12 protein-coding genes are annotated in these 11695 nt (G+C 59.5%); 6 read left to right on the top strand and 6 right to left on the bottom strand.

The genetic code is table 11. The features are described 5' to 3' along the window. Positions 1-9 precede the first annotated feature (9 nt). From AB8841_RS05915 to AB8841_RS05905, 3 genes are all read right to left on the bottom strand, one after another. The gene (locus tag AB8841_RS05915) at positions 10-228 is read right to left on the bottom strand and encodes a hypothetical protein (protein WP_370434900.1); all 219 of its coding nucleotides are present in this window, start codon (positions 226-228) and stop codon (positions 10-12) included. Positions 229-515: 287 nt separating this feature from the next. Then, on the bottom strand, positions 516-1013 hold the full coding sequence (locus AB8841_RS05910) for a hypothetical protein (protein WP_370434899.1): 498 nt from the start codon (positions 1011-1013) through the stop codon (positions 516-518). Beyond that, a complete protein-coding gene (locus tag AB8841_RS05905) occupies positions 1006-2808 on the bottom strand; it encodes a family 1 glycosylhydrolase (protein WP_370434898.1) in 1803 nt (600 codons plus the stop codon). Before AB8841_RS05905 ends, AB8841_RS05910 begins: the two co-directional genes overlap by 8 nt. A gap of 285 nt (positions 2809-3093) precedes the next feature. Between AB8841_RS05905 and AB8841_RS05900 the strand changes: the two genes are divergently transcribed. The 5 genes from AB8841_RS05900 to AB8841_RS05880 all read left to right on the top strand — a co-directional run bounded on the left by AB8841_RS05900 (position 3094) and on the right by AB8841_RS05880 (position 5608). Beyond that, on the top strand, positions 3094-3519 hold the full coding sequence (locus AB8841_RS05900) for a DUF2267 domain-containing protein (protein ID WP_370434897.1): 426 nt from the start codon (positions 3094-3096) through the stop codon (positions 3517-3519). A gap of 110 nt (positions 3520-3629) precedes the next feature. Continuing rightward, complete coding sequence (locus tag AB8841_RS05895; RefSeq protein WP_370434896.1) at positions 3630-3995, top strand: nuclear transport factor 2 family protein; 366 nt, start codon at positions 3630-3632, stop codon at positions 3993-3995. Positions 3996-4034: 39 nt separating this feature from the next. Next, the gene (locus tag AB8841_RS05890; protein WP_370434895.1) at positions 4035-4337 is read left to right on the top strand and encodes an alpha/beta fold hydrolase; all 303 of its coding nucleotides are present in this window, start codon (positions 4035-4037) and stop codon (positions 4335-4337) included. Continuing rightward, positions 4334-4936, top strand: coding sequence for an alpha/beta fold hydrolase (locus tag AB8841_RS05885; protein WP_370434894.1), 603 nt, complete (start codon positions 4334-4336; stop codon positions 4934-4936). The genes AB8841_RS05890 and AB8841_RS05885 overlap by 4 nt, the downstream gene beginning before the upstream one ends. Before the next feature lie 120 nt (positions 4937-5056). Beyond that, positions 5057-5608, top strand: coding sequence for a cysteine hydrolase family protein (locus AB8841_RS05880; protein WP_370434893.1), 552 nt, complete (start codon positions 5057-5059; stop codon positions 5606-5608). A gap of 649 nt (positions 5609-6257) precedes the next feature. On the opposite strand, the gene AB8841_RS05875 is transcribed toward AB8841_RS05880, so the two are convergent. After that, positions 6258-6440 carry a general stress protein gene (locus AB8841_RS05875; protein ID WP_370434892.1) on the bottom strand — a complete coding sequence of 61 codons (183 nt, stop codon included), beginning with the start codon at positions 6438-6440 and terminating at the stop codon, positions 6258-6260. A gap of 891 nt (positions 6441-7331) precedes the next feature. Here AB8841_RS05875 and AB8841_RS05870 point away from each other — a divergent pair. After that, positions 7332-7859 (top strand): CarD family transcriptional regulator, encoded by a 528-nt coding sequence (locus AB8841_RS05870; protein ID WP_370434891.1) that lies wholly within the window; start codon positions 7332-7334, stop codon positions 7857-7859. Positions 7860-8202: 343 nt separating this feature from the next. Here the strand turns inward: AB8841_RS05870 and AB8841_RS05865 are convergent, their stop codons facing one another. Continuing rightward, the gene (locus tag AB8841_RS05865) at positions 8203-9393 is read right to left on the bottom strand and encodes a hypothetical protein (RefSeq protein WP_370434890.1); all 1191 of its coding nucleotides are present in this window, start codon (positions 9391-9393) and stop codon (positions 8203-8205) included. A gap of 1159 nt (positions 9394-10552) precedes the next feature. Further along, positions 10553-11683: an NAD(P)/FAD-dependent oxidoreductase gene (locus tag AB8841_RS05860; RefSeq protein WP_370434889.1), complete on the bottom strand. Its 1131-nt coding sequence runs from the start codon at positions 11681-11683 to the stop codon at positions 10553-10555. Positions 11684-11695: the final 12 nt, after the last annotated feature.

Genomic DNA, 11695 nt, shown 5'->3' with positions numbered 1-11695 from the left:
TTTTCGTTATCAGCACAGCTTCATCGAGCTGCGCAGGCTCCATCCGACCAGAATTTTAACAGCCAAGCTACATGCATCGCGGCCAAGCCTCCCATGCCGGAGGATCATGGCCGACGCCGGAACCAATTGCGCGCCATTGGTGTTGTCTTCATTCGGCTGAGATTGTCTGTTGTCGCTTGGTTGGTGCTGGGTGGCGGCGGACAGGGCGAGAGCGATGCTGAACTTCATGATGCCCTGAAGACTTCGAGCAAGCATTCTGACGGGCTCTGAATGCTTCCTCGATCTCTTCGATGTAGTACCGTTCTTCGCGAAGAACCGGTCTCCTCTTCTGCGCACGCTGCTCTGGGTGTCCACTGGCATCTTGGTGTGAGACGGTGGTGTGAGAGTTTCCAAGCACTTACAGCATCGGACGTGACATCGAACCCACATCCGATGCTGTACGTCTCGGTTTTTGAGCCCCTTTCTCCGTAAAACCGGTACCCACATTTGCGCATGAGGCTCTGCCGTTGAGCAGATCATTTGAGAATATGCGTTTGAGTTGAGAATTTGATTGGCTTCGTACCCTGCAACCGCCCATGGAGGCGGCGGTGCACCGGTGGGAACACCAGCCCCAATGTGAGGCCCCAAAGCAACTGGGCCAACAGCAGTCCGGCTGCGGGGTAGCCGCGCAGGATGGGCTGGTCCGGCAGCCATTGCAGCATCGGGATCGGACCGAGCATCCAGAGCACGAAGCCATATGCCAGGCCAAAGAGCCAGCCGCCCCGTACGTCATTGGCCGCCCGCTGGAACAGCCAACCGTACAGGATGCCTCCAACGAGCATCAGACCGGCATAGGTGAGGGCGGCTGTTCCAGCCAGTATGCCGGCTGCTCGTGCGGGCGCGTCCAACGCCCGGAACCCGGCGAGGAGTGCGAGGGCCGGAGCAGCGGCGATCACGCCGGCCATGGCGCCCGCCAGAACAGGCCGTTGGGTCGGTCCGGCATCGAGGCCATGGGCTTGTAGCATTCTAAGCATGGAGCCTCCGCGTTTGCCGTGTCCGAACTTTCGAGGCTTCCTCCAGCACAGCCTCTATAGACGGTGACCTGCCGAGGTCGGCCTCAAAGAGGCGCACGAGGTGCTGATAGGCGAGGCCGACGGTCCGCGGGTCGCGGTTGAGGTCGAACAGGCCGACCGGGTTAACGTTGCCGAGCGGCTCCCGCAGGGCGATGTCCCAGTCGACCTGATCGGTGAGCGAGTACCAAGTGAAGCCGACAACCGGCACACCCGCCTGTCGGATCAGCTCCACATTGTGCCACTGCCGCCAGAGCCAGCGCGGGCCGTCGCGCGCGTCCATGCGGTTGGTCTCGGTATGCATCATCGGTTGCCGATAGCGGCGATAGTACTGATCGGCAATGACATACCAGCCGAACAGCTCGCCGAGGGCCTGCGCCTGGCCATTGCTGTCGATGAGCTTCTCGTTCCATTCGTAGTAGTCGACGCCGAGAATGGCCCGCCGGCGCACGTCCTGCTGCATGAACCACGCATATTCTTCAGACGGCATACCGTGCTGGAAGAGATAGGCATGCGTGTCCTCGTGCACCGGACGGGCGTACAGGAGGTCGAGCGGCAGGAAGCGCCGCTCGTTTTCGAACGCGGCGATGCGGCGAGTCTCGGGGTCAGGACAGCAGGGTTGGTAGAACTCTCCACTCTCGCTGTTGACGAACACGGCATCCGGGCGCTCGGCCGCAATCGCCTGCATCATCAGGACATTGGCCTTGGCAAGGTGGCGCACCGCCGTGACAAAGGCGCGCTCGTCCCGGCACTGCTCGTTCCACAATCCCTCGAGCGCACTGAGCTTGGCGCATACATACATCTCGTTCACGGGCGTGTAGAGCCGAATCCAAGGATAGCGCTGAGCGAATGCCCGGGCATAATCGGCCAGCGCCTGCGGCACTTCGGGGTTCTGGAAGTTCTCCAGCCAATCGGGCAATCCGAAATGGCACAGGTCCATGATCGGCACGATGCCGAGCCGCTGCATCTCAGCGGCGACTTCGTCGAGGAAGGTCCAGTCATATTCGTCGGGACCCCGATGGATCAGGTGCAGGGGAGGGCCGTATCGCAGATAGCGGAGACCGAGATCTCGCACGAGTTGAAGGTCGGTGCGCCAATAGCGGTAGTGGCCGCAGGCCGCCATCTGGTCCATGCGCCAGCGCCCACCCTCGAGGGTGGGGTAGCTGCACTCGATGCCTGTCGCAAACATGAACCTGTGGCCGGTCGACTCGGGAGCCGAATTGGAGGAAGCGTGTGAGCCGCCAAGCTGGTGGGTCAGGCGTGGAGAACGGTTCGCCGGGAAACCGACAGGCCGCGTATAGAGCAGGCCCAGCACGGTGCCCCAGATCAGGTGTCCGGCTCCGATGGAGAGCGGCTCGTATGCTCCGGCGCTCAAGCCGAACAACCCGGAAGACGGCAATTGGCCGCTCTCGACGAGCGGGTTCATCAGGTCGAACTGAGGGTGCATGATGAAGATCGCGAGGGGCATCGGCACGAAGGCAAACACCAGACCCTGTAGGGCAGGGCGGAGCGGCAGGACGGACCAGAAGAAATAGGCGTAGAACACGGCCCAGATCGCGCCGACGAGCAGGTGAACCGCCATGCCGGCCAGCCAAGCCTCCCATGCCGGCGCGTGGGGGAGGATCAAGGTCCCGAGCGTCATGACGAGATCAAAGAACGGTATGCCTGCCCAGATCAGCACCCGGGCGGTGGCTTCCCAGGCAACCGCACCCGCCATGCCGGCGAGAGCCGCCTTTGAATAGGCAACCGAACGGATCATGGCACCCTCACCCGTGCCTGACAGGGCCTTGGTCGATGACTATTGGATTGGAAGACGCCAGGAAGGTTCCCGCCGGCGCGAATTCAGGAGACCACAGGCGAGTTCCCAGTGGATCACGATCCGCCTTTTGGCACTGCCTTGACCCGATCCCGGCGTTTCATGGGGCTGATGCCTGACCGGCCTGATACCGTGGCTCATGACCTCCGGGGGCTTCAAAGAACTCGCGCAGTCTTGAGCCCGACATTACCCTTCAGTTTTCAGTGGGCCACAAACCAGGGAACCAGCATGACCATGCCAATGGATCTTCAGCATGCTTCAGAAGACTTCGAGAGGTTTCTCGTGGATGCGCGAGATTTCTCCGGTTTGGCGACACGCAATCAGGTGTACACGATGGTGCAAGCTGTCCTGCAGGTCTTTCGCCGGCGACTGGATGTCAAAGAAGCGATCACCTTCGCTAATGTGCTTCCTCCCATTCTGAGGGCTATCTTTGTAGCGGACTGGGATATTGATGAGCCGAGGCAGCCGTTCGGGGGCCGCTGGATCATGACCAAGGAGGTGCAGGCGCTGCGGGCAGACCACAACTTCGCGCCTGACACAGCCATCAAGGACGTTGCCCGTGCCTTACGAAGGCACATTGATGAGGGGGCCCTTGATCGCACGCTCACGCTGCTGCCGGAGGGCGCTTCGGAGTTCTGGTATGTTAAGCCCTGATCTGAAATCGGGCAGATGATCTCATGACCTGCGACGTAATCGACGCCATACTGGGCGTCGGCCATGGTGCTCACGCCGGGACTGATCCCGTCGCCACCAGGAGACCACCTATGACCGACGCTGCCGCCATCGCCACCCGGTACATCTCTCTCTGGAACGAGTCTGATTCCCAATGTCGCAAGGCCCGGCTGACCGAGCTTTGGAGCGAGAACGGTACGTACCTCGATCCGCTCATGCAAGGACACGGCCATGACCAGATCCTTGATCTGATTGAGGGGGTGCACAGGCAATTCCCCGGCTTTCGCTTCGCCCTCGTGGGGCAGCCGGACGGCTATGGCAATCAGGTCCGCTTCTCCTGGCAACTCGGCCCTGAGGGCGGTGACGGCCCCATCAAGGGCACCGACTTCGCCACGCTCGAGAACGGCCGCCTCGCCACCGTGACCGGGTTTCTCGACCAAGTGCCGACGGTTGCATGATCCGGGTGTTCACGCGACAGGATGATGGAGGGTGAAACGATGAATGCCGCCACCAGAGAGGCCCACATCCTGGGCCCGAACACCGTCATGACCGCACAAGGCGCAGCCCTGTTCTATCGCGACTGGGGCACGGGCGTCCCCGTCCTGTTCCTGGCCGGCTGGACCCTCAGTTCGGACATGTGGGCCTGCCAGATGGAGTTCCGGTCCCGACAGGGCTTCCGCTGCATCGCCTATGACCGACGGGGGCACGGCCGTTCGAGCGACCCGGGCCGGGGCTACGATTACGACACCCTGGCGGACGACCTCGCGGACGTCGTCCGGGGCTGGAGCTGGAGAACGTGACCTTCGTGGCCCACTCCCTCGCCAGCGGCGAGATCGTGCGTTACCTGATGCGGCATGGTTCAGACCGTGTTGCCCGAGTGGCACTGGTTGCGCCGGCTGCGATTCCCTTCCTCCTAAAGACGGACGACAACCCGATCAGGGTTCCGGAGGCGGTGTTCGCGCAGGCACGTAATGTCTTCTTGAGCGACTTTGCAGGCTGGGCCGCGGAGAACGCCGAGCCGTTCTTCGTGCCCGGCACGTCACAGGCCATGATCGACTGGACCATTCGGATGATGACCCAGACTTCACTGCAAGCGGCCGGTGAACTCAACCGCATCATGGTGGCGACGGATTTCAGACCTGAGCTCAAACAGGTCGATGTGCCGGTGCTGATCATTCATGGCGACCGGGATGCCTCGGCGCCGCTCGACCTGACCGGGTGCCCGGCTGCAACCCTGATCCGGGGCAGTCGACTGGTGGTGTACGAGGGTGCTCCACACGGACTCTCCTTCACCCGCAAGGAGCGACTGAACAAGGATCTCATAAACTTCATTCGCTCCCCCCGGGGCGGTTGGCTCATGAATTCCGCTCAAGCCCGTGCCAGCCAATGGTTTTCTTGATCCTGCCAGCAGAGCTGGTGTGATCTAAGCAGATTATATCTTTGCAAGTGGTCCTGGCGGACCCGCCCGAGCCGCCACAAATACGCAGCTCGAGTTCAAATAAAATTTTGGAGGATAGTGATGTCGATCGATATTCAGGCGAGTTACATCGATAGAGCGGCTCTCGTCATTATGCACTACCAGGTCGACGTGTTCGACATCCTCTTTGCGGGGCAGGCATCGTCATTGCTAGACCGGTGTAACGCTCTGATCCGACGCTGGCGCGCTACTGGCCGACCGGTGCTGTTCCCCAATTTCTCTTTGGGCGAAGAGTATGAGCATGCCCCTCCGGCGACGAATCGCCAAATCACACCGTATCTGCCGAGTGGACGATTTCGTACCGGTCTGCCTGTCGAAGGACTTGCGATCGAACGGGGCGACCTTTTCTATGCATGCTCGCGGGCCAGCGTCTTTCACGGCACCTCGATCGATTCCGACCTTCGGTCACGCGGCGTCAGCACGCTTGTCATGGCAGGGATAAGCACCACGGGCGTTGTTCTTTCAAGCGTCGCCTGGGCCAGCGATGCGGACTACGACCTGCGCCTCGTTCAGGACTGCTGCTATGATCCGGATCAGGCCGCTCACGAGGCTCTATTTCGTTCCGGGTTCGGCGGACGCGTGCTGGTTGTGTGAATTGGCGTATGGCACCTTCGGCCTTGCGCGATCGAGCCGATCTGATCCGCGGGATCATGCGCCGCAAGCGGCCTGTTGCGGGCTGTCTGCCTCGATCATTGCAGGGCAATCCCGGTAGGAGCCTCCCTGGCGAGCCGGACCATGTAGGAGTGGGTGCGCCCGCTCAGCTCCTCCTTTGAGGTGGCATGGTTCGGCCCGGCCAAACCGCCGTTTGCCACTGCTGCGAGACAAAGTTCATTGTGCGTCCTGCGTCGTGGTTTGCTCCGCATGACGCCCTGTTCGCTCTACCCCGGATGGGGTTTTGGTCAGCGTAGCACACTTTCACCTCTGTCCTTGCGAGTAGCACACGCTATCATCCCTCGAAGCGAGGGCGGGCCAGCGGCTGAGACGATCCTGTCAGCCAGCGCGGACGCATCCCTTTCACCCAATCCCGTGCTGAGGCTTTAGATCGAAACAGGCCTGTATCGCATTCAAGGCCGCGACCTGCTGTCGACCGATCGTAGTGAAACAGGTCATCTTCAGCCCGGTGGCGAATTGTGCCGGTATTCGTAGTGTCCTGATGATTCATGAGTTTTGCCCGCAAGACTGATGGGTGGAAGGTGCGCAGAAAGGGCTGCCCGAGAGCAGCCCTTTCCGGTCACGCTATCGCTTAGCGGCCGTTGTTGCCGCCATGGGAATGCTCACCGCCCTTACGGCCGGCTTCCGATGCTCTCTGGGGATCATTCTTGAAGTTGCCCCCACTGGCTTCGCCGCCCTTCTTTGAAATCTCCCGCTGCTTGTTGTCATCCATCGACGCAAAGCCACGGTTCGAAGAGCCATTGTTCTGAGCCATAATCAGTTCTCCTTCAAATGTCCCTGTTGGGAGTACTGATAACCAGACTGATAGCAATTGGTTCAAGCGTGGCAGTCAGCAAAAGTTATGATGATTTTGTGTCAGCATATAGCTAAGTTGAAATTCCTTATAGTTTGTGATATGTGACGTGATAATCTTGTAATTAGCGGAAAATTTCTGAAGAAGCTCGAAAATAAACTTCCATATAGAATAGTATATTGCGAGGTATGCATGAAGTCATCGAAATTTATCTTATCCTGAAATGGCGTTGTCGGTATCGGATCGACCCCTCAGTGCTGGCAAATGCCCTGGCCTTTCAGGTTGGAGCAATGGCGGTTCCAGGGGAAATATTGGGCTATGCGGTGCGAGAGTAGGGGCCCTCAGCTTGCCGCGAGCAAGGGTTGCGCAAGAATAATCGTGCCGAGAACTCGCATCGAGCGGCCCAGCGACGAGAACGGCAGATGCACGGTCTCAAGTCGGTCGGATCAGCTCGGCGTTTCCTCTCGGTTCCCTCGGCAGGTTACAATACGTTCACTCTTCGGCGCGACCTGATCTCCTGCCGAACTCTGCGCCTCCTGAGGAAACGGATAGCCGATCAATGGCAGCGCGCGACAGCAGCTTGAGAAAGAGTGTAGTCAGGTCCTATTCGATTTCATGCAAATTCCGGGGCAGTACCGGGAAGGGCCCCCCAATCGTCATCGCGTTTGCCCGGTCTCTTCTGGTGGTCCCTCTTGAAGACCTCCGCCGAGCGGCCGATATGCAGGGACCCCATGAAAGTCTCACGTTCCCGCCCTTACGGTCCGCTAACACAGTCCTGATAATCTCGGAGCGAACGGCGCTATTCGCCTTGGCCCGGGGCGAGGGTTTATGCCTCAAGGAGATCCGATCTGAATGACGACGCAGGACAACACTCTTGCCTTTCAACCCGGGGAAACCGTCGTATATCCTGCCCATGGGGTTGGTGTAATCATGGCGATCGAAGAGCAGGAAGTGGCCGGCTTCAAACTCAAACTCTTCGTGATTACCTTCGACAAAGACCGCCTTACCATTCGCATTCCTCTGGCCAAGGCCAAGGGGAGCGGTCTCAGGAAGCTCTCTGAGCCTTCCACGGTAGAGCAGGCCCTCGCGGTTCTCGCCACCCGAGGGAAGGCCAAACGTGGGATGTGGAACCGACGTGCTGCCGAATACAATGAGCGTCTTGGAACCGGCCAGCTGACGGCAATCGCCGAGGTTCTGCGAGACCTTAACCGAAGCCCCAATCAAGACGACGCTTCGTACAGTGAACAGCAGATCGTCGAAACCGCAATGGACTTCATGAGCCGGGAGATAGCGGCAATTCGTCAGATCACGCAAAGCCAAGCCCGAGAGCTCATTATGCAAAGCCTCGCCAAGGCTCCGCATCTCGGCACAGCCGCGTAACCGTACTGCGCTTAGGTTTGCTGGAAGCCCCGATAGGCGGTGCCAGATGGGAAGCGTCGCCTTTCGGCACGAACGTTCAACAGACGGAGGGCTCGTCCAAACAGCTTGGATCGCCTCCGGCGAGCCATAGCCATGCCCATGGAATCAACTATCCCTCTTCCACGCAACGGCTGCTCGCTCACGTGTTCGACATCTGTTTGATGCATTCAATAGAGGGCTGTAGCACGAGAGGGCTGTAGCACGCTACAGCCCTTGCTACCGTGTCTGTTTGAATGACGGCACGGCACATAATCCGGACGGTCATGTCCAGGGATCTGTAAATGCTCCCGTCTTCATGGAAGGCTCAATAGACGTAGAAATCGCTAGGAGTGATGTTGAGATTGGGAGCGAGTTTCGCGATCTGAATTTGGGCTGCCGCTCCATTCCCGTCGGGATCGTAGTACAGTGCACCCGTCGATTTGTCGTAGATCACGTAGTCGTTTCTGTCCTGCGCGCGCGCGCCAATCCGGAACTCGCTGGCGCTCAGGCTGCCATTCGCCGGCGACGTGAACGCGAATCCAAGGTCGATGGTGTCGTCATTCGGGTCGAAGTCGGTGATCGTGTCGGCTCCCCCCTCTCGGATCACGGCTGCATTGAAGACAAAGGTATCGCGTCCAGCCCCTCCAGTCAGAATGCTATTTGCGCCGCGGGCATAGATGATGTTGTTGCCGGAAGTGCCCGTCGTCGTGTCCACGCCGCTCGGGTCGGTGGGTGATGGGGGCGTTGACACCGTAGCGCTCGGAACCCCGTCCCAGATCTGGACGTCATCGAGCCAGACATCGATGGGCTTGTTGGAGTAAGGGTTGCCCATGAGGATGCGGTTGATCGGAGCGTTGTTGACGCCGATGTTGTCACCGGTATGGTCGAACACGGTCTCGCCGTTGACCTTCAGCCAGACGCGGCCATCGGTGTTGTCACGGTGGGTGAACATCTCGACCTTGAACCACTCGCCCTGCGGCACCGCCACGCTGGTGTTGGTGCCTTTCCAGAAAGTCTGCATGGGAACATTGCCGTTGGCGTTGGTATCCCACACCATGTTCCAGGCGAGCTTGCCGTTGCTCATCGCCTGGATGGTGTTGACCACGCGGAAGTCGCCGGCGGTCTTCCATTCGGGCAGGGGCGCAAACCAGCCGCCATTGCCGAGCGTGGACCAGAGGTTGTCGGGCAGCTTGATCCAGGCGCTCACGTAGAAGTCGCCGGGCTCGGAGGTGGGCTGGAACAGCAGCGGCGACTGGGTGTAGTCGGCCGGACGCGAGTTGACGTCGAGATGCAGGGCCCGGGTCTGGTTGCCGTCATGGCCGGTGGTGGCGGTGATGGCGTTGGAGAACACGCTGTTGTAGTTGCCGGCGCCGGAGAGCATCTGGATGGTCGGGGCGCGACCCCAGACATTGCCGGCGTTCTGCAGGCCCTGCAGCGCCTCGGTGTTGCTGTTCACCTGCAGTGAGGCCAGGGACACCGAGCCTTCAAAATCGGTCGAATACAGACGATTTGCCATTCATATTCCGCCTTTGGTTGATGTCTGTGCGCGGAGAGACCGTCAGGAGCCAGGGGAATGGATCCTCAAGCGATCGCGGTCATGAGGGCGGCCGCGATTATCCGCTTGGCTCATGCAAAGAACCCAAGCGGCTGCGCAACGGCATCCCCACCACGCAGCAAAACCTGTGTATGGTGATGTATTGATATGAAGTTGGAGATTACGCAACAGACGACGCTCGAAAGCGCAAGAAGTAATATTTGGGTATGTGGCGAGATTATGGAGCGTATCGACAAGATTGTATTTTTCTATGCCTGTTGTCCTTAATCGGGCCCAGAAAACGGCAGTTATACAATGCGAATATATCTAGTTGCTTTCATGATATATATTCATATTCCATGTCCAACGGGGTACTACCAAGGGATTAGGGTTGTGTGTCGGTTAAGGTCCATAAATCAGGCGGGGATCGTTTTGACATCCGCGTGCAAACTATCGTTTTGTACTTATGTGAAGAACCGGACTCCTTGCGGAGAAGTCCTGTTATGCCAGTGACCTAACCCTGCGTGGATGCGGGGCGCGGGTCCAAGTCCCGCCGTTCTGACTGTTAACTTCAAAGTCCAAGAGTCTTTCCTGGCTACTCCCAGCGAGAGGAATTCCACTCTGAGCCATGACGTGGTCTGCCGGCGTCCTGACATGGAGGCACGCCATGGTACGCACCTTCAGTCAAGGCCTGCGGGACCGCGTGATCAGGACAGCCTTGAGTGGCGTCTCAGTGCAGTAGGCAGCGGCTTGCTATGGGGCTGGCATCTCAACCGCCATTCTGCGCGGGGCGCCGTGCCCGATCCAATGAAGTGACGGTGCGCCGCCAGGTCCAGTCCGGGGGCTCTACGCTCGATGCGCATCTCGCCTTTTCCTGGGGCTGATCGAGGCCTCCTGACCTATCAGACTTTACGAGATGCAGGTCCGCTTGCGTGAGGAGCCGGCGTCTCGGCTGGCATCGGCACGCTCTGGCGCTTCTTCCACGCGCGGGCGAGCGCACCCATGATGTTCGACGGGCCGATGACCGGCCCGTGGTCTGCCGCTTATAGCGATCGGATCGTAGTGCCGAGGCTTCGGCCGGCCACGAGTTGATCCTGGACAACCTGCTGCCACACAAAAGTGCGGCCGTGCGATCTGAGTGTTACGCGTGTTTACGCTTCCGCCCCGGGAATAGAATGCGGTCGGGTCGAAACGGAGCAAGTGCCGCTTCCCGATGCCCGTCGAGTAACTCTGCTGCAACCATGGAGCCAATCACAGGTGCGAGAGTAATCCCACTGTGCATAACGGAAACATAGTAGCCATCGATGCCTGGGATTGGCCCAATTGCTGGTAAGCCGTCCGCCGGAACAGCTCGTATCCCAAGTTTGACTTCGCTGGCCTTTGTGGACGTCAGCGCCGGGATAACGTGGCTCGCTTCCTGGATGAGAGCGTCGGCCTCTGGCATTGCCGGATCGAGGATGGAGTCTGGGCCGAGGGCGTGGATCGCGTCATTCTTGCAGATCAGAAGCCTGCCTGACGAGTCAGGCCTGATGTGACACCGTGGTGTAAACAGCACATGGTCCAGGTGGATGCCCGGGAGCTCTACATACACGAGCAAGCCATAGCTCGGGCTCATAGGAACACGAAGTTCCTCCGGGAGGACAGGATCATCGGCCCACCGGCCCATACAATTCACAACGGTATCAGCCTGATAGAGGATTCCTGCCTCTGCCCTGACACCCTCAACTTTACGGCCGGCCCACTCGACGCCCGAAACTCTTGCATTCGTCACCACCGTCGTGTCGAGCGCCGAAGCCGCCGCAAGCAGACCACGCACGTATGAGCCGGTGTCGAGCCATCCCTCATCAGGGAACAACGCAACAGGAGCATCTCCTATTGCTGTCGAGTTGATGGAGGGAGCGAGACCGAGTGCCTGATCGGCGGAAATCCACCGTGCATCGTAGCCCCAACTTTGAAGACGATCGACGTTAGCGACATGGGCATCCCGGCCGCCTGCATCGCGCCACTCCAGGCAGCCGGACTCGTGATACCAATCACCGTCGAGCTCTTTGGCCAAGAGCCTGTGGGCGGCCATACCGGCGACGTTGAGGTCGTGATACCCGCGTGGATTTTTGTCATGTGCATTGACCCAAGCGAAACTGGTCGAGGACGTTCCACCACCAATCTCACCGGCCTCGATGATTGTGACCTTTGCTCCACCTTGTGCAAGCCGGAAAGCGAGGGAGGCCCCAAGCACACCTGCACCGATGATGATTATCGATTGTCGGGACACATGCCCTTCCTT

This window comes from Microvirga sp. TS319 (assembly GCF_041276405.1).
Taxonomy (GTDB): domain Bacteria; phylum Pseudomonadota; class Alphaproteobacteria; order Rhizobiales; family Beijerinckiaceae; genus Microvirga.
This window is presented reverse-complemented; position numbering and strand designations above follow the sequence as displayed.

What these genes read in the sequence shown, in the direction of transcription:
- AB8841_RS05915 (WP_370434900.1), bottom strand. Translation starts at nt 228, where the DNA reads ATGAAGTTCAGCATCGCTCTCGCCCTGTCCGCCGCCACCCAGCACCAA.
- AB8841_RS05910 (WP_370434899.1), bottom strand. Translation starts at nt 1,013, where the DNA reads ATGCTTAGAATGCTACAAGCCCATGGCCTCGATGCCGGACCGACCCAA.
- AB8841_RS05905 (WP_370434898.1), bottom strand. Translation starts at nt 2,808, where the DNA reads ATGATCCGTTCGGTTGCCTATTCAAAGGCGGCTCTCGCCGGCATGGCG.
- AB8841_RS05900 (WP_370434897.1), top strand. Translation starts at nt 3,094, where the DNA reads ATGACCATGCCAATGGATCTTCAGCATGCTTCAGAAGACTTCGAGAGG.
- AB8841_RS05895 (WP_370434896.1), top strand. Translation starts at nt 3,630, where the DNA reads ATGACCGACGCTGCCGCCATCGCCACCCGGTACATCTCTCTCTGGAAC.
- AB8841_RS05890 (WP_370434895.1), top strand. Translation starts at nt 4,035, where the DNA reads ATGAATGCCGCCACCAGAGAGGCCCACATCCTGGGCCCGAACACCGTC.
- AB8841_RS05880 (WP_370434893.1), top strand. Translation starts at nt 5,057, where the DNA reads ATGTCGATCGATATTCAGGCGAGTTACATCGATAGAGCGGCTCTCGTC.
- AB8841_RS05875 (WP_370434892.1), bottom strand. Translation starts at nt 6,440, where the DNA reads ATGGCTCAGAACAATGGCTCTTCGAACCGTGGCTTTGCGTCGATGGAT.
- AB8841_RS05870 (WP_370434891.1), top strand. Translation starts at nt 7,332, where the DNA reads ATGACGACGCAGGACAACACTCTTGCCTTTCAACCCGGGGAAACCGTC.
- AB8841_RS05865 (WP_370434890.1), bottom strand. Translation starts at nt 9,393, where the DNA reads ATGGCAAATCGTCTGTATTCGACCGATTTTGAAGGCTCGGTGTCCCTG.